We start from the raw sequence: 17,239 nt of genomic DNA on the forward strand, positions 1-17,239 counted from the left end.
CACAGCCTGGGTGGGGAGCGGACCCTGCCCCGCTGCCCGAGAGCGGACATTCCGTTTCCGACCCTTCTCGGAAGCTGAGAGCGTCTCGTCGTATGCCGGAAAGCTGCCGTTCGGTTGCATGAGGGGCTTTCCGGTCGTACATTGAGGTGGAAGCGTAGAGGAGTGCAGCCGTGAACAGCAGGATGAGCAACGCGATCCGCCTTGTCTCGACACCTGCCACGGTTGACCATGTCTGCCTTCCTCACGCTCGATTCCGTCTCCGCCCGGACGCCTGACCGCTCGCTTTTTCAAGACCTGACCTTCGCAATCGGGGCGGAACGCGTCGGGCTCGTTGGCCGCAACGGCTCAGGCAAATCCACTCTCCTGCGCATCATCGCCGGTCTTGCCGAAGCGTCGTCTGGCGTCGTTCGGCGGACCGGAACGATCGGCGTTCTCCGGCAGGACATGCCGCAAGAGTGGACCCTGGCCGAAGCGCTCGGCGTCGCGGATCCGGTGGAAGCGATCGGCCGCGTTCTGGCCGGTAACGGCACCGCCGACGATTTCGACGCCGCAGACTGGACGCTGGAGACCCGCGTCAGTGCGGCGCTCGCGCTGGCGGGTCTTCCCGATCTTCCGCTGGACCGTCGCCTCCAAACCCTGTCGGGCGGCGAGCGGACGCGTGTCGGGATTGCTCGCCTCATCGTTGAGGCCCCGGACCTTCTGCTTCTTGACGAACCGACGAACAATCTCGACGCCGCCGGCCGCGACGCAGTGCGAGCCCTGGTGCGGGATTGGCGCGGCGGCATCCTCGTCGCGAGCCATGACCGGGAGCTTCTGGAGGACGTGGGCCGCATCCTCGAACTGACGACGATCGGGGTGCGCAGTTTCGGCGGGGGCTGGTCGGCCTTCGCCGCTGCGCGCGACGAGGATCGACGACGCGCCAGCGCCGAGCTTGAGCGCGCCGATGCGGGCGTTCGCGCCGCGCGCCAGGCCGCGCAAGCGCAGCGCGAGGCAAAGGAGAGGCGCGACGGAGCGGGACGCGCTTTCGCGGCCAAGGGGTCCGAACCGACGATCCTTCTGGGTGCGCGAGCCGAGCGCGCGCAGACCAGTGGCGGGCGCGCACAGGCCATCAACGACCGGCGGGCGAGCGCTGCCCTTGCCGAGGTGGACGAGGCGCGTTCGCGCGTGGAGGTCCTGACACCCCTGACGATCAGCCTGCCGCCGAGCGGAGTACCGTCCGGCGCAAGGGTCCTTGCCATGGACGGCGTTCTGGCCGCGGCCGGCGATCGATGCCTTGGCCCGTGGACCCTGCATATCGACGGGCCGGAACGGATCGCCCTCAGGGGAGCGAACGGAGCCGGGAAGACGACCCTCCTGCGCATCGCGGCAGGTTTGCTCGCTCCCGTTGCCGGCACGGTGCGCCGCGCCGAAGGGCGCATCGTCATGCTCGATCAGCACGTCGCCTTGCTGGATCCCGACCGCAGCATTTTAGACAACATTCGCCGTCTGAACCCGATTGCGAGCGACGAGGAGGCCCACGCGATCTGCGCCCGGTTCGCCTTCCGCAGCCGGGATGCGAACCGGGTCGTCGGCACGCTGTCCGGCGGCGAGCGTCTGCGGGCGGGGCTCGCGGCGACCCTTTCCCGTTCCACCCCGCCCTGGCTCGTCATTCTGGATGAACCGACCAACCATCTCGACGTCGAGTCCCTCGAACTTCTGGAGGACGCCCTGCGAGGCTTCGACGGCGCACTCCTTGTCGTCAGCCACGATCCATCCTTCTTGGCGCGGATCAGGCTCGATCGCGTTTTCCAAGTCTGACCTCCAAGGGATCGAGCGTCGGCTTCTGCCTAATTCCGTCCGGACGCGGACAGACCGCAAACCGCCCGACCCAGTCGTAGATCTCCGCCTCATCGGTAGCCCGGAAGTGGACATTCCCAGAGCCTGCACGGGGTCCAGGCTGTGTGGAAACGGCGCCGGTCCGCGGGAGTGTAGAACGATCTACTGCACGGCCTTCGCCGGAGCGTCTCGCCTGCCACTCTAATACCCTCGCGCCTTCGCATCGACACGTCGATGCGAAGGCGTCCGGCGCATCAGCGCCGGCGCCCGTTCGGGCTTGCCTTGCGCCTCCGAACGGGTCCGTTCGAAGGCGCGGCGGTATAATACCGTCGCGCCTCCGGCGCGATGTGCTGGGTCCGTCGCCGACGGCCGGGTGACGCCCTCGGGCTCGGCGCCTCGCCGTGAGGCGCCGAGTTCCCGGTCCTCAGCCCTGCTGCCGCTCGGCGCGCGGGCGCCACGGCGCCATGCTGGCGAACACACCGTCCCGGCGGATCAGCCCGTGCATCAGGGCCGCCCCGAGATGGGCCAGGATGACACCGAACAGCGCGTAGGCGAGCACGGTGTGCAGGACTCGCAGGCCCGCGTAGAGCATCGGGCTCCCCGGCAGGATCGGCGGCAGCACCAGCGGGCCGACGAGCGCCACCGGGTAGCGGGCGGCCGAGAGCATGGCCCAGCCGACGAGGGGCAGGGCGAGCATCAGCCCGTAGAGTGCGAGGTGTGAGGCGTGCGCGGCGCGCTGCTGCCATCGCGGCAGGTCCGCGGGCAGGGGCGGCGGCGCATGGCGCCGGCGATAGGCGAGCCGCAGCAGCGCGAGCGCCAGGATCAGGATCCCGAGGGGCCGGTGCAGCGAGACCAGCGCGTGGTACTCGCCCAGCGACGTCACCATCGCGGCGCCGATCAGCAGCATGGCGAGGATCAGGGCCGCCATGCTCCAGTGGAGCAGGCGCGCCGGCAGGGTGAAGCCAGAGGGGCTCGTCACAGGGCGGCTCCGTGGTGCGGCGTGCCGGTGACGGCGGAGGGGGATTTCTCCTCGCCGGCGCGACGGGTGAAGGACTGGGAATAGGCGGCCGAGCGGGCGCTCAGCAGGGGATCGTCGGAGGGGGCGATCCCGTCCGGCAGGACGAGCGGATCGAAGTTGATGTCCCGGCAATTGCCCGCGGCCTCCGGCGCCGCGCCGGTGAGCGTGAGCGTGCCGGCATCGACGGTCTCGCGATCCGCCGGCCAGGGCTTCGTCGCGTCGTCGGTCGGATCGCCCGGCCAGCCGAGCGTAACGACGAGGTGCCAGCGCAGCGTGTCGCGCCGCAGCGCCGCCGCGAGATCGTCGAACAGGAAGTTCTTGTCGGCGCCCGCCTCCGGCGCGCCGTGCTCCGGGGCTGCCGGCCGGTCGGGCAGGTAGGCGAAGCGCACCGGCGTGGCGCGGCCGTCGGACGCCACGAACCGGAAGGCGTTGAGGCTCCAGTAGGTGCTGTCGGCAAATCCCGAGGTGATCGCCCGGGCCTTGATCAGGGCCGCTGCCGCCGCGCTCTCGGGATGGGCCGCGAAGAAGGCGTGCAGCCGCCCGGGGTCGGGCTGGCCGGTCGCCGGGTCGGGCCTGGCGGCGAGGAGCTGCTCGGTGAGGGCCTCCGGCGTGCGGACCGGGAAGACCGGGATGTCGTTCATGCCCGTGCGCCATTCCTCGCCGTCCGGCAGCCGGAAGCGCAGGGCGAGGCTGCGCACGGTGGTCCCGGCATCCGCCGCGTAGGGCTGCCCGCCCGCCAGCGCCACGCGGCCCTCGACCGGCGTCACCCGTCCGTCCGCGAACACGCCCGCCCGCGAGAGCCGTGCGCCCGCGCCGCTCGCCGCGAAGCTGCCCACGACGCACAGGCCCTTGGCGTGGTTGCGCCGGAAGCCGGGATGCGGCCCGTTCACCTCCTCGAAGCGGTCGACCACCCGCGCCGGGGTGAGGGCGCCCGGCGAGAGCCAGCCGCCCGCATAGGCGAAGGTGCCGGCAGCCCCGGCGAGCACCGCCCCGATGGCGGCGAGGCGCGAGAGGAGGGCGCGCCCCGTCAGTCCGGGAGGCGCTCCAGTCAGGTCGTTCAGCAGGCTCATGGCCAACCTCGGTGGTTCGTCGCGAGAATGCGGGGAGCCGCGTCGCTGAGAGGCCCGGCGGCTTCCGAGGATCGATGCCGGGAGCGGCGCCCGGGCGGACGCGAGCGCCGTCAGCGGGTCGCTGGTCCGCGGGGAGGCCTGCTCGGCCGTCGGGCTGCCCCTCGCCACGGCCCCGGGATCCTCCGGACCCCCGGGGAGCATCATATGATTTCCGGTTGATTGCGTCAGGCGACCGCGCAGCGGTCGCATTCGCGATGCGGAGATCGGCTTCGCTCAGGCGTGCGGAGCAAAGCTCCGCCGCGGCTGGCTGGTGAGATGCTGTCCGGACGATCACGTCCGGACATCGTATCACTCCGGGATCAAGGCGTCCGCCGGTCCGCCCGCATGGCTGCCGCTGTAGCGGTAGGCGGGGTCGACCACCCGTCGGGTCACCGGGACCGGCGTGCCGTCCGGGATGAGTGCATCGGCCGGCCCGCCGGCGTGGCTGCCCGACTGCGCGTAGGCCGGGTCCACGGACCTGCGGTGGACCGGCAGAGGGACACCGTTCGGGATGAGCGCGTCGGCCGGCCCGCCGGCGTGGCTGCCGGCATAGGCGTAGGCATCGTCCTTCGCGGCGGGCCGGCCGTGATCCTGGGCCGTCGCGGCGCCGGTCGACGCCAGGAGTAGGAGAACCGGGAGCAGATGTCGCGTCGTCATGACGGTATCCTCGATCGTGAGGCTGCGAGATCTCCGGCTGGAGATGCGATCGTTGTAACAACCGCGAGCCGTGCCCGCAGTCAGACCAGGATTTACGGAGATCACGACAAAGGACAGGGCCGTCATACCGAGGTATGACGGCGCCTCGCGGACCTTTCTCTCGATCGGGTGGGCAAGGCGCCGGACCGCGGTCGGGACCGCCCTTAAACCTCCGTATGGTTTCGGGGGATCGCGGCGCGGGGCATGGTCCGGCCCAGCCGTCATGGCCGGGACGGCCCGAACGAGGAGGCGGGGATGGACGTGGCGGTGCCGATCTCGGCGGGACAGCCGGCCGGCGAGGTCGCGAGGCGCTCCGCAGGCGCGCACCAGATCGCCCGCCACGATCTCAGGCAGCCCTTCCGGGTCACCCTGCTGGCGATCAGGGTCCTCGATGCGCGCGACGCCTAGAGCCGGGGCCCGCGCCGGGGCGGCCTCGCGGGCCGCGGCCCTCTCGATCGCGCTCGGCGTCTTCCTGTTCGACGTGCTCTCGCCCGTCGAGGGGGCGGTCGCCGTCCTCTACGTCGTGGTCGTGCTGATCGCCGCGAGGGCGTTCAGCCGGCAAGGCGTGATGCTGACCGCGGCCGGCTGCCTCGCCCTCACGGCCATCGCCTACTTCGTCTCCCACGGTCCGGAGGAGATGGGCGCACCCCTGCTGCGCTGCCTCGTCAGCCTCGCGGCGATCGGCATCGTCACGGCGCTCGCGCTGCGCCACAAGGCCGACGCGGCGATCCTGGCCGAGCAGGCCCGCCTGCTCGATCTCACCCACGACGCGGTCTTCGTGCACGACGCGCGCGAGGTGATCACCTTCTGGAACCCGGCGGCGGAGGCGGTCTACGGGTGGACCGCCGCCGAGGCGGTCGGCTGCGTCGCGCACGATCTCCTGCGCACCGAATTTCCCGCCGAGAAGGCGCAGATCCTGGCCGAGCTGCACCGCACCGGCCGCTGGGAGGGCGAGCTCGTCCAGCGCGTGAGCACCGGCGGCACCATCACGGTGGAGAGTCGCTGGGCGCTGCAACGCGACGCCGCGGGCGCGCCGGTTGCCGTGCTGGAGACCAGTACCGACATCACCGAGCGCGAGCGCACCCATGCCCGCCTCGTCGCGAGCGAGCGGCGCTACCGCTCGATCTTCGACAACACCCAGGTGTCGATCCTCCAGCAGGACTGGTCGGCCGTGAAGGCCGACCTCGACCGGCTGCACGAGGAGGGAATCCGCGACGTCGCCGCCGCCTGCGCGGCGGATCCGGGCTTCGTGGCGCGGGAGCGCCAGCGCGTCGCGATCGTCGACGTGAACGCGGCGACGCAGCGCATGCTGCGAGCCCCGGACCGCTCGGCCCTGCTCGGCCCCCTCGCCACCCTCCTGCCCGACGCGGACCAGACCTTTTCCCAGGCTCTCGCCGCGCTTGCCGCCGGAGCCAGGTCCTTCGAGGGCGAGGCGCAGCTGCGCGCCCTCGACGGCACCGCCGTGCCGGTGCTGTTCGGCGTGAGCTTCCCGGCCGACCCGTCCGACCTCGGCTGCGTGCTCGTCCACGCCCTCGACATCACGGATCGTCGGGAAGCGGAGGCGGCGCTGCTCACCATGCAGGCCGACCTCGCCCATGCGGCCCGCGTCGCGACGATGGGCGAGCTCACCGCCACCATGGCGCACGAGATCAACCAGCCGCTCGCCGCCGTGGTGACGAACGGCGAGGCCGCCCTGCGGTGGCTCAAGCGCCCGTCGCCCGATCTGGGCGAGGCGACGGACGCGCTTGCCCGCGCCGTGGCGAATGGCCGGCGGGCCTCCGAGATCGTGGCGCGCATCCGCGGCTACCTCAAGAAGGCCTCGCCGCGCCACGAGAGCCTCGACCTGCCCGAGATGATCGGCGAGGCGGTACAGCTCCTCGATCGCGAGCTGGCGCGCCACGCAGTGACCCTGCGCATCGAGGGCGAGCCGGGCCTGCCGGAGGTGCGAGGCGACCGCTTGCAGCTGCAGCAGGTGGTCATCAACCTGATGGTCAACGGCATCCAGGCGATGGCCGGCGTCCGCGACCGGGCGCGGGTGCTCACCGTGCGGACCACGCGGCAGGAGGGCGGGCAGGTGCGGGTGGACGTGATCGACACGGGCGAGGGAATCGGCCCGGACGCGATGGAGGCGATCTTCCAGCCCTTCTACACGACCAAGGCGGACGGCATGGGCATGGGGCTGGCGATCTGCCGCTCGACGATCGAGGCCCATGGCGGCCGGCTCTGGGTCTCGGAGGCCGGGCCCGGCGCCGCGTTCCACGTCCTGCTGCCGGCGCAAGGGGAGGGAAGGCCGTGACCCGCAACGCTGCTCCGGCCACCGCGGCCCCGACGGTGATCGTCGTGGACGACGACGCGGATCTGCGCGAGGCCCTCGCGGGTCTGTTCCGCTCCGTCGACCTCGCGGCGGCGACTTACGCCTCCGCGGCGGATTTCCTGGCCGCGAGGCGCACCGACGGCCCCGGCTGCCTCGTCGTCGACGTGCGCATGCCGGGCCTCAGCGGCCTCGACTTCCAGGCCCAGCTCGCGGACCACGGGATCCACCTTCCGATCATCCTCATGACCGGCCATGGGGACATCCCGATGTCGGTGCGGGCGATGAAGGCCGGCGCCGTCGATTTCCTGGCCAAGCCGTTCCGCGACCAGGACATGCTGGACGCCGTCTCGGCCGCGCTCGCGCGCGACGTCGAGCGCCGCACCCGCGACACCGGCCTGCAGGCCCTCCGGACCGCCTACGAGACGCTCACGGGGCGCGAGCGGGAGGTTATGGCTCAGGTTACCGCAGGGTTGATGAACAAGCAGATCGCCGGCAACCTCAATCTAAGCGAGATCACCATCAAGATACACCGCGGAAACGTCATGAAAAAAATGGCGGCCCGCTCGCTGGCCGACCTCGTCCGCATGGCGGAGGCGCTGGGGATCAACCAAACCTGAGTATGATTTTAAAGCGCCGACGGCGGGTTCATATCGGGGTCCGGCTCCCTCACGCTCGGTCAGCCAGCCCCTGACGGCGCAAGGCACACGATGTCCCACCCCCCGACGATCGCTATCGTGGACGATGACGAGGCCGTCCGCACCGCTACGGCGAGCCTCGTGCGCTCCCTGGGCTACGCGGCGCTGACCTACGCCTGTGCACAGGATTACCTGCGCGACGGACCGGGCTCACCGCCGGATTGCCTGATCACCGACGTGCAGATGCCCGGGATGACCGGAGTCGAGTTGCAGGAGCGCCTGCGGGCGGAAGGACACGCGCTACCGATCATCGTCGTCACGGCCTTCGCGAGCGAGGCCCTGCGCCAGCGCGCCCTCGCGAGCGGCGCCTTCGCCTTCCTCGAGAAGCCGGTCGGAGGCGACCTCATGGAGCAGTCGCTTCAGCTGGCACTGGAGGAGTGCCGCCGCCGACGGGCAGCCGAGCCGAGCGCCGATTAGGTCGAAACCTCGGCTGCGGCCCGTGAGGATGCCCGAAACCATCGCGCCCGATTGCGCGCGGCTGCCTTGAAGGGGCCGATCCTGCCGGCGGTCGAGAGAATCGGTGGATGCCGCCGTGAACGACGCGGCCGCGAACTTCTAGCGCGACCCTCGAAGGATCCTGCCAGCGTCCGCGCCACGACGGCGACATGGCCCTCCAGGGGCGGCGGAGCGGATCAATGTCGGCCTCAAGGCGGGCGAGAGGCGACCACACTCGTCGATCCCTCCATGACCTTTGACCTTTGGAGCGCCTCGTTGGCGACGCGGACCCGCGCCTAGGGACCGACGCAGCAGTCGGGCCGCAGCGCCGGACGAGGCCGGCCCTCAAGGGGATCGGGCCAGGTGCAGGCCGGCGAGCCAGCCGAAGGTGAGGGCCGGCCCCAGCGTGATGCCGGGTCCCGGATAGGTGCCGCCCATGACGGAGTTCATGTCGTTGCCGACGGCGTAGAGGCCGGGGATCGGCCCGCCGTCGCGGTCGAGCACGCGGGCGTTCTCGTCGGTCACGACCCCGCCGGCGGTGCCGATGTCGCCGGGATAGACCCGCACGGCGTAGAACGGCGCGGTCTCGACCGTGCCGAGGCAGGGATTACCGTCCTTGATCGTCGGGTCGCCGAGATAGCGATTGTAGGCGTCGCCGCCCTTGCCGAACGCCGCGTCGCGTCCCTCCCGCGCGCTGCGATTGAACGACGCGACGGTCTCGGCGAGGGCGGCGCCGTCGAGGCCGAGCTGACGTGCGAGGTCGTCGAGGGTGCGGCCCTCGACGAGGTAGCCGGCCTTCACGAGCTTGCGGAACGGGCGCCCGCCGGGGAGCACGAGGCCGAGGCCCCAGCGCCGGAGAAATACCGCGTCGCAGATCAGGAAGACCGGGATGCTCGGCACGCTCCGGTGGCTCTCGTGCATCGCGAGGCCGAACTCGTGGTACGAGGTCGACTCGTTGACGAAGCGCCGGCCGGCGCCGTTGACCGCGATCAGGCCCGGCTTCGCCCGCTCCCAGACGAGGTGGGGATAGCGCACAACCGTGCCGTCGGGCTTCGTGAGAATCGAGATCGGCGCGTGGAAGACGTTCGCGGCGTTCGCGCCCCGCACGACCGCGCCGGCCGCCTCTCCGAGCCTCAGGCCGTCGCCGGTGTTGCCGGCCGGCGCCATCGACCAGGGGCCGGCCGGATGCGGCAGCAGGGCGGCGCGGCGCTCCGGGTCGTGCGGGAAGCCGCCGGTGGCGAGCACGACGCCGCGCCGGGCGCGGATCGCGACCTCGCGCCCCTCGCGCGCCACCACGAGGCCGACGACGCGCCCGCCCTCGACGAGGAGGCGCTGCGCGGGACTGTCGAGCCAGACCGGGATCCCGCGATCGAGGACGCTCTTGTAGAGCCGCGCCGCCAGCGCGTTGCCGAGGACGAGGCGGGTGCCGCGGTGGTGGCGCAGGCGGTCGGCGGCGTAGCGGGCGACGAGCCTCATCCCGTGCTTCCACGAGGCGAGGGAGCGGGTCACGCCGAGGAGGTGGTAGACGTCCGTCATCGTCACCATCATGCCGCCGAGCACGGTGAACTCGGGCAGCGGATCGCGCAGGGTCGCGAAATGGGCACCCAGCTGCCGGCCGTCGAAGGCGAGCGGGTCCATCGAGCGCCCGCCGAGGGAGGCGCCCTCGGTGTCGGGGTAGTAGTCGGGCGAGTAGGCCCGCGCCGCGAGCCGCAACGCGGTGTGCCGCTCGAGGTAGTCGAGCATCTTCGGCCCGGCCTCGAGATAGGCGAGCTTCATCGCGTCGCTCGACCAGTTGCCGACGATGCGGTCGAGGTAGAGCTTCGCCCGCTCCAGCGTGTCGGGATGGCCGGCCGCCGTGCCGCGGTCGGTGTTCGGGATCCACACCGCCCCGCCCGAGATGGCGGTGGAGCCACCGACCTTGTCGGTCTTCTCGACGATGATCGCCGCGAGCCCCTCGATCGAGGCGGTGAGCGCGGCGCTCATGCCGCCGGCGCCGGCCCCGACGCAGATCACGTCCGTCTCGAGGTCGAAGGTCGCCGGGAGGGCGTCGGTCGCCGGCCCGCTCACAGGGCGTCGCCCCGGCGCGAGTAGTTGGTGACGCTCCAGCCGCCGTCGATCGCGAGCACGTGGCCGTTGATGTAGGCGGCCTCCTCCGAGCACAGGAAGTGGATCGCGTTGGCGACGTCCTCCGGACAGGCCGAGGCGCGGGAAGGGGATCGGGTCGATGTTGAGCGCCTGGAAGCGCGCATCCGTCTCGATGCGCTCGCGGGTGAGCGCCGTCTCGATCACGCCGGGGGCGACGGCGTTCACCCGGATGCCCTTCGGGCCGTAATCGGCCGCCATCTGGTGGGTCAGCCCGACGACCGCCGCCTTGGTGGCCGCGTAGGGCGCGACCCGGGGGTGGCCGAACAGCCCGAACACCGAGGCGAGGTTGACGATGACCCCACGGCCCGGCGCCAGGTGCGGCAGCGCCTCGCGCGAGAAGCGGAACAGCGCGCGCAGGTTGATGTCGACGTAGCGGTCCCACTCCGCGTCGCTCGTCTGGTCCGCCGCCTTGGCGTTGCCGATGCCGGCATTGTTCACGAGCCAGTCGAGGCGCCCGAAGTGCGCGAGCGCCGCGGCGACGGCCGAGGCCGGCGCATCGTCAGCGGTGACGTCCTTGACGAGGAGGGCGACCGCCTCCGGGTCGCCCGCCAGGCGGCGGGTCTCGGCGAGGCCCGCCTCGTTGAGGTCGAGGGCGAGGACGCGGGCCCCGGCGCGCACGAAGCGCAGGGTGGTGGCGCGGCCAATCCCCGAGCCGGCACCGGTGACGAGGGCGACGTAAGGGTCGGTCATGAGACGGCTCCCGGGACGGATCAGACGGCCGTGCCGCCGAGCGACTTGCCGCCGTCGACGAACAGGACCTGGCCGGTGATGAAGTCGGTACGGGGCGAGACCAGGAAGGACACGGCGTTGGCGACGTCCTCGGGCCGGCCGGCCCGGCCCGTCGGCTGCAGGGCGAGCTGGGCGGCGATCCGCTCCGGCGTCATCTGCTGCAGGAGCGGCGTGTCGATGAGGCCCGGCGCCACCGCGTTGACCAGGATGCCGCGCCGGATCACCTCCATGGCGAGCGCCCGCGTCAGGCTGACCACGCCCCCCTTCGAGGCGACGTAGTCGACCTGGTTGAGCGCCCCGAGATAGGCCCGCGAGGCGATGTTCACGATCCGGGCGCCGGATTCCATCCGGGCGAGCGCGGCCCGCGCGAGGAGGAACGGCGCGATGGTGTTGACCTCGTAGGCGCGCCGGAAGTCCTCGGCGGTGGTGGTCGCGATCGGCTTGTCGCGGAAGAAGCCGGCATTGTTGACGAGCGCGCGCAGCGGCGGGAGCGCCGCGACGAGGGCGGTCACCGCGGCCTCGTCGGTGACGTCGACCTGCCGCGCCTCTGCCGAGAGATCCTGCGCCCGGAGCGCGCCGGCCACCGCCTCGGCGCGGGAGACGTCCAGATCGGCCACCACGACGTGGAAACCGTCCTCGGCCAGGCGCTGCGCGATGGCGCGCCCGATGCCGCTGCCGGCCCCGGTGACGAGGGCGTAGGGTCTGTCGCTCATGTCGGTTCTCCGGGTTGGGTCTCCCGCCGGTCAGGCGCCGAGATAGGCGGCGCGCAGGCTGTCGTCGGCGGCGAGCACGGCCGAGGGGCCTTTCGCCACCACCTCGCCGTTCTCGAGGATGTAGGCATAGTCCGAGACCGCGAGCGCCACGGCGGCGTTCTGCTCGACGATCAGGAGGGTCAGCTTCTCGTCGCGGTGCAGCCGCACGATGATGTCGAAGATCTGCTGCACCAGGAGGGGCGACAGGCCGAGCGACGGCTCGTCGAGGAGCAGGAGCTTCGGGCGCGCCATCAGGGCGCGGGCGATCAGCAGCATCTGCTGCTCGCCGCCCGACATGGTGCCGGCCATCTGCCGGAAGCGCTTGGCGAGGATCGGGAAGTAGCCTGTCATCACCTCGATGTCGCGGGCGATGCCGGCCTTGTCGCGCCGCGCATGGGCGCCGATGACGAGGTTCTCGTGGACGCTCATGTCCCGGAAGATCTCGCGCCCCTCCGGCACCTGCGAGATGCCGGCGGCCACGATCGCGTCCGAGCCGAGGCCGCGCAGGGAGCGGCCGGCGAGGCGGACCTCGCCGCGCGTCGGCGCGACGATCCCTGAGACGACGTTGAGCGTCGTCGTCTTGCCCGCCCCGTTCGCGCCGAGGAGCGCGACGATCCCGCCCTCCGGCACGCGCAGGCTCACTCCCGACAAGGCCTCGATGCGGCCGTAGCCGGCGCAGATGTCGTCGAGCTCGAGGAGGTCAGCCATGCGCCGCCTCGCCATGCGCCGCTTCCCCCGGCTGCTTCGTGCCGAGATACGCCTCGATCACGCGGGGATCGCCCCGCACCGCCTCGGGCGTGCCCTCGGCGATCTTCTCGCCGAAGCTCAGGACCGTGATCCGGTCCGAGATCGACATGACGAGCTGCATCACGTGCTCGACCAGGAGCACGGTGATGCCCCGCTCCCGGTTCAGGCCGGTCAGGATCGTGTCGAGGCGCTCGATCTCGCGCGAGCGCAGGCCCGCGGCCGGCTCGTCGAGGAGCAGCAGCGTCGGCGACAGGGCCAGCGCGCGGGCGACCTCGAGGAGCTTCTGGCGCCCGAAATCGAGGCCGTTCGCCTTCGCATCGCGACAATCCTTCAGGCCCGTCCCCTCGAGGATCTCCTCCGCCCAGGCCCGGGTCTTGGGCGAGCGCGGCCAGAGGCGCTCGATCAGGCGCGTCTCGTGGCGCGAATAGGCCCCGAGCATCACGTTCTCGAGCACGGTGAGCTCGTTGAAGAGTTCGAGGTTCTGGAACGTGCGGGCGATGCCGAGCCCCGCCATGGCGTGGGCGGGCAGCCCGGTGACGTCGCGCCCGTCGAAGCGGATGCGCCCTTCCGTCGGCCGGTAGATCCGCGACACGCAGTTGAACACGGTCGACTTGCCGGCGCCGTTCGGGCCGATCAGGGCGTGGATCGTGCCGCGGGTCACGCCCATCGACAGGCCGTTCACCGCCGTCAGGCCGCCGAAGCGCATCGTGACGGCGTCGAGAGCCAGGAGGTCGTCCATCGCGTCCCTCACCGCCGGCCGACGAGCGTGAAGACGCCGCGCGGCGCATACATCATGACGAGGATCAGGATGCCGCCGTAGATCATCTCCTGGTAGGACGGCACCTGGCGCAGGAGCTCCGAGACGAGCCCGAACACGATCGCGCCGCCGAGCGCGCCCGTCACCGAGCCGACGCCCCCGACCACGATCATCGTCAGGACCAGGATCGTGGTCTGGAAGCCGAGGCTGTCGGGGTGGATGAAGGTCGAGAAGGTGGTGAACAGGCCGCCCGCCGCCCCGGCCAGGAAGGCCGAGAGGGTGAAGGCCAGGAGCTTGGTGCGCCGCACGTCGATGCCGACGGCCGCGGCCGCCACCTCGGATTCCCGCACCGCCCGGAAGGCGCGGCCGAGGCCCGAGGCGTGCAGGCCGGCGACGAGCGCCACGACCACCAGCGTCACCCCGGCGACGATCGGGAAGGCGGCCTTGTCGGAGAGGATCGGCTGACCGAGCACCTGGGCCGGCGGGATGGCGAGCCCGTTCGGCCCGCCCGTCACCGGGGTCCAGTTGAGGAAGACCCACTGCATCGCCTCGCCGAAGGCGAAGGTCGACAGCGCCAGGTAGATGTCGCGCATGCGCAAGGACAGGATGCCGATGGCGAGGCCGCACAGGGCGGCCAGCAGGCCGCCCGCCAGGAGGGCCGCCAGGAACGGCAGGCCCAGCACCTTCGAGCTCAGCGCCGCCGTGTAGATGCCGATGCCGTAGAAGGCCGCGTGCGCGAGGGAGAACTGGCCGGCCTCGCCGATGACGATGTGCAGGCCGAGCGACAGCACCACGAAGACCAGGAGCAGGTTGCCGATATAGACGACGTAGCCCGTGGCCAGCGCCGGCAGCGCGAGGCTGAGCCCGATGAGAAGGACCGCGACGGCGGCCAGCACGCGCACGCTCATACCTTCCTCACGCGGAGCCGGCCGCCGAACAGGCCCTGCGGCTTGAAGATCAGGACCAGCATGATGATCACGAACGGGGCGACGTTGATCGCCCGGGTGGAGACGAAGAGGCCGACGAGGTTCTCGGCGATGCCGATGATGAAGCCGCCGACCACCGCCCCCGGCAGGCTGGCGAACCCGCCGACGATCGCCGCCGCGAAGGCCAGGGTGACGACGCCTCCCATCTCGGCGGTCATCAGGAGCTTCGGCGCGATCAGGATCGCGGCGACCGCCGAGATGCCGCCGGCGAAGATCCAGACCAGCCGCTCGGTGCGGCCGAGATTGATGCCGACGAGCTGGGCAGCGCGGCGGTTCATGCCGACCGCACGCATCGCCCGCCCGGTGCGGGTCAGGTTGAAGACGGCGAAGAAGGCCGCCATCACCGCCAGAGCCGCGCCCAGGATGGCGAGGTCGAGGTAGCTCAGGGAGGCCTGGCCGAGCGTGACCGAGCCGTCGGGCACGACCGAGGGGAACGAGCGCGGCGTGTCGCCGAAGCCCGTGGCCCGCACGAAGCCCTTGAGCACGTAGGACAGGCCGAGGGTCGCGATGACGAGGTTGACCGAGACGCCCCGCGCGGCGGCGACCCGGCGCAGCACGACCCGCTGGAACAGGCCCGCCGCGACGGCGATGCCCACCACCATCGCGGGCGCCGCCGCCCAGATCGGCAGCCCGACGAGCGCGATCAGGAAGAAGGCGAGGTAGGCCGCCGCCATGTAGAACTCGCCCTCGGCGAAGTTCGCCACGTCGGTCGTGCGGAACACGATCACCAGGGCCAGCGCCAGCAGGGCGTAGACCGAGCCGGTCACGAGGCCGGAGGCGATGCCCTGCTGGAGGAACAGGAAGACGATCTCGGTATTCATGGCCTGAGCAGGGTTGGATAAGGGTGGCCGCCGATTTCGCGGAGCCTGCTTGCCTTGTCCTGACGGTCTCGACACCTGCCCCGTCATTCCGGTGCCGCGAGGCGGAGCCCGGAATGACGATGAGGGATTGAAAACCCGCACAGACGATCACGCAGGACCCGGACCGATCACTGGCCCTGGTAGGTCCAGCGGCTGGCGAAGCTGCCCGGCACGGCCGTCAGCCCCTCGCCGTCGAACTTGAAGTAGGTCGACGCCTTCTGGGCGGCGTGCTCGGTCTTCGTCAGCACGATCGGCCCGGCCATGACGCCGCTGTCGAAATCGGTGCGGTCGAGGGCCTCGATCACCTTGGCGCGGGTCGGGTTCGGCCCCGCGGCCTGGAGCGCCCGCACCACGGTCATCGCGGAGGGGATGCCGTAGGGCATGTAGACCTGTGGGTGGTCGGGCTTGCCGGCGAGATCGGGGTAGTTCGCCTTGTAGAGGTCGTAGATCCAGGCGAGCTTCTCCGAGCCGGGCTTCGCTGCCAGTACCTCCTCGATGTAGACGTTGCGGAAGGCGTCCTTGGAGCCGACGTTCTCGGCGAGCTGCTTCAGGTTGGCGATGGCGTTCACCGCGATGACGATCGGCTTGTTGAAGCCGAGCTCCTGCGCCTTCTTGAGGATGAGCTGGGCCGGCCGGGCGTAGGTGGCAATCACCAGGGCGTCGGCGCCCGACGCGCGCATCTTCAGGACCGGCGCGGTGACGTCGGTGATCGACGGGCTCACCGCCTCGGGCACCAGGGTGACCCCGTTGTCCTTGGCCTGGAAGCGGGCCCCCTCCAGGTTCCAGGCGCCGTAGGCGTCGTCGTGGTTGATGTAGGCGATCTTCTTCGCCTTCAGCTCCTTGCTGGCGAACTCGACCACCGAGCCGCCCATGGCGCGCTGCGAGATCGAGAAGGCGCCGTAGATGTTCGGCTGCGGCGGGTAGAGCGCGCCGTCGCCCGAGGCGTTGAGCATCACCCACGGCACGCCCGAGCGCACCACGTAGTCCTTGGCGGCGACGACCGGCGCCGAGCACGACCCGCCGTTCAAGAGGAACACGCCGTCCTGCTCGACGAGCTTCTTGACCGCCGCGACCACATCGTTGGCGTTGCAGCGGTCGTCCTCCTGGACGACCTCGATCTTGCGCCCGTGGATGCCGCCTTCCTTGTTGATCTTGTCGTAGTACATCCGGGCGGCGTTCATGACGTCGAAGCCGTAGGCCATCGAGGCGCCCGAGAGCGGGCCGAACATCCCGATCCTGATGGTCGTCGGCGTCAGCCCGGGCTCGTCGGCCCGGGCCGGGCCTGCCAGGCCTGCGAGCGCCGCCACGGCGAGCGCGATCCGGCAAAGGCTGTGCTTGGTCATCGCTTCCTCCCGTCCCGTGTCACGATTGATTTTTTATGATTGTTCTTGTCGGTCCCGGATCTACTGCATCCGATAGCCGCCGTTCACGTCGAGCGTGGTGCCGGTGAGATAGGCGGAGGCCGGCGAGGCCAGGAAGGCCACGGCCTCGGCGACGTCGCGGGGCTGGCCGAGGCGGCCCAGCGGCACGTTGGCGGCGGAGGCCGGCGTCGTGCCGGCGCCGCCGGCGGCGAGCCGCATCATGTCGGTGTCGATCAGGCCCGGCGCGACCGCGTTGGCGGTGATGCCGAGCGGCGCGCCCTCGCGGGCGATCGCCTTCGTCAGGCCGAGGACGGCCGCCTTGGCGGCGATGTAGGCGGCGCTGGCGTTGTAGCCGCCGAGCTGGGCCGCCACCGACGAGACCGTGACGACGCGCCCGTGCGGAACCTGCCGCTCCTGGCGCCGCCGCAGGAGGGCACGGGCGCACAGGAAGGTCCCCGTGGCGTTGACGCCCAGCATATCCTGCCAGTTGGAAAGCGAGGTCTCGGCGATGAGGGGCCGGCGTCCCTCGTGCAGGAGGAGCTTGCCGGCATTGCAGACCAGCACCGCGACCGGCCCGAGGTCGCGCTCGACCGCCTCGAACAGCGCCTCGACGGCCTCCTCGTCGGCCACGTCCACCGGGTAGCCGGCATGGCCCGCCCCGGGCAGGTCGGCCGCACTGCGCCGGGCCGAGGCCGCGTCGATATCCGCGGCGGCGACGGTCAGGCCGGCCTCCGCGAGGACGCGGCAGACTTCCTGCCCGATGCCGCGGCCCCCTCCCGTCACGAGCGCGATGCGGTTCACGGCCGTTCCCTTCCCATTC

16 protein-coding genes are annotated in these 17,239 nt (G+C 71.3%); 5 read left to right on the forward strand and 11 right to left on the reverse strand.

The window, feature by feature from the left end; all coding sequences use genetic code 11:
• The first annotated feature begins 228 nt into the window (after positions 1–228).
• Positions 229–1,797 carry an ABC-F family ATP-binding cassette domain-containing protein gene (locus tag VQ02_RS24150; protein ID WP_048446782.1) on the forward strand — a complete coding sequence of 523 codons (1,569 nt, stop codon included), beginning with the start codon at positions 229–231 and terminating at the stop codon, positions 1,795–1,797.
• Between the two features lie 442 nt (positions 1,798–2,239).
• Here the strand turns inward: VQ02_RS24150 and VQ02_RS24155 are convergent, their stop codons facing one another.
• The 3 genes from VQ02_RS24155 to VQ02_RS24165 form a co-directional block, all read right to left on the reverse strand.
• Positions 2,240–2,794, reverse strand: coding sequence for a cytochrome b (locus VQ02_RS24155; protein ID WP_048446783.1), 555 nt, complete (start codon positions 2,792–2,794; stop codon positions 2,240–2,242).
• A complete protein-coding gene (locus VQ02_RS24160) occupies positions 2,791–3,903 on the reverse strand; it encodes a catalase family peroxidase (RefSeq protein ID WP_048446784.1) in 1,113 nt (370 codons plus the stop codon). Before VQ02_RS24160 ends, VQ02_RS24155 begins: the two co-directional genes overlap by 4 nt.
• Positions 3,904–4,251: 348 nt before the next feature.
• Positions 4,252–4,599 carry a hypothetical protein gene (locus tag VQ02_RS24165; protein ID WP_048446785.1) on the reverse strand — a complete coding sequence of 116 codons (348 nt, stop codon included), beginning with the start codon at positions 4,597–4,599 and terminating at the stop codon, positions 4,252–4,254.
• A 243-nt stretch (positions 4,600–4,842) separates the two neighbouring features.
• On the opposite strand from VQ02_RS24165, the gene VQ02_RS37525 reads away from it, so the two are divergent.
• From VQ02_RS37525 to VQ02_RS24180, 4 genes are all read left to right on the forward strand, one after another.
• Complete coding sequence (locus VQ02_RS37525) at positions 4,843–5,046, forward strand: hypothetical protein (protein ID WP_157080787.1); 204 nt, start codon at positions 4,843–4,845, stop codon at positions 5,044–5,046.
• Positions 5,030–6,934: a PAS domain-containing sensor histidine kinase gene (locus VQ02_RS24170; protein ID WP_048446786.1), complete on the forward strand. Its 1,905-nt coding sequence runs from the start codon at positions 5,030–5,032 to the stop codon at positions 6,932–6,934. Before VQ02_RS37525 ends, VQ02_RS24170 begins: the two co-directional genes overlap by 17 nt.
• Positions 6,931–7,569, forward strand: a complete 639-nt coding sequence (locus tag VQ02_RS24175; RefSeq protein ID WP_048446787.1) for a response regulator transcription factor — start codon at positions 6,931–6,933, stop codon at positions 7,567–7,569. The genes VQ02_RS24170 and VQ02_RS24175 overlap by 4 nt, the downstream gene beginning before the upstream one ends.
• 117 nt (positions 7,570–7,686) lie before the next feature.
• Positions 7,687–8,064 carry a response regulator transcription factor gene (locus tag VQ02_RS24180; protein ID WP_245239832.1) on the forward strand — a complete coding sequence of 126 codons (378 nt, stop codon included), beginning with the start codon at positions 7,687–7,689 and terminating at the stop codon, positions 8,062–8,064.
• 363 nt (positions 8,065–8,427) lie between these two features.
• Here VQ02_RS24180 and VQ02_RS24185 read toward each other — a convergent pair whose 3' ends face one another.
• The 8 genes from VQ02_RS24185 to VQ02_RS24220 form a co-directional block, all read right to left on the reverse strand.
• Positions 8,428–10,917, reverse strand: a complete 2,490-nt coding sequence (locus tag VQ02_RS24185) for an SDR family NAD(P)-dependent oxidoreductase (protein WP_209437057.1) — start codon at positions 10,915–10,917, stop codon at positions 8,428–8,430.
• A 20-nt stretch (positions 10,918–10,937) separates the two neighbouring features.
• Positions 10,938–11,669 carry an SDR family NAD(P)-dependent oxidoreductase gene (locus tag VQ02_RS24190; RefSeq protein WP_048446789.1) on the reverse strand — a complete coding sequence of 244 codons (732 nt, stop codon included), beginning with the start codon at positions 11,667–11,669 and terminating at the stop codon, positions 10,938–10,940.
• A gap of 30 nt (positions 11,670–11,699) precedes the next feature.
• On the reverse strand, positions 11,700–12,416 hold the full coding sequence (locus VQ02_RS24195; RefSeq protein ID WP_048446805.1) for an ABC transporter ATP-binding protein: 717 nt from the start codon (positions 12,414–12,416) through the stop codon (positions 11,700–11,702).
• The gene (locus VQ02_RS24200) at positions 12,409–13,194 is read right to left on the reverse strand and encodes an ABC transporter ATP-binding protein (protein WP_048446790.1); all 786 of its coding nucleotides are present in this window, start codon (positions 13,192–13,194) and stop codon (positions 12,409–12,411) included. Before VQ02_RS24200 ends, VQ02_RS24195 begins: the two co-directional genes overlap by 8 nt.
• 8 nt (positions 13,195–13,202) lie before the next feature.
• Positions 13,203–14,120 (reverse strand): branched-chain amino acid ABC transporter permease, encoded by a 918-nt coding sequence (locus VQ02_RS24205; protein WP_048446791.1) that lies wholly within the window; start codon positions 14,118–14,120, stop codon positions 13,203–13,205.
• Complete coding sequence (locus VQ02_RS24210) at positions 14,117–15,019, reverse strand: branched-chain amino acid ABC transporter permease (protein ID WP_048446792.1); 903 nt, start codon at positions 15,017–15,019, stop codon at positions 14,117–14,119. Before VQ02_RS24210 ends, VQ02_RS24205 begins: the two co-directional genes overlap by 4 nt.
• Positions 15,020–15,186: 167 nt before the next feature.
• Positions 15,187–16,401 (reverse strand): ABC transporter substrate-binding protein, encoded by a 1,215-nt coding sequence (locus VQ02_RS24215; RefSeq protein WP_048446793.1) that lies wholly within the window; start codon positions 16,399–16,401, stop codon positions 15,187–15,189.
• Between the two features lie 60 nt (positions 16,402–16,461).
• The gene (locus VQ02_RS24220; protein ID WP_048446794.1) at positions 16,462–17,220 is read right to left on the reverse strand and encodes an SDR family NAD(P)-dependent oxidoreductase; all 759 of its coding nucleotides are present in this window, start codon (positions 17,218–17,220) and stop codon (positions 16,462–16,464) included.
• Positions 17,221–17,239: the final 19 nt, after the last annotated feature.

It is taken from the genome of Methylobacterium variabile, from assembly GCF_001043975.1.
Lineage (GTDB): Bacteria > Pseudomonadota > Alphaproteobacteria > Rhizobiales > Beijerinckiaceae > Methylobacterium > Methylobacterium variabile.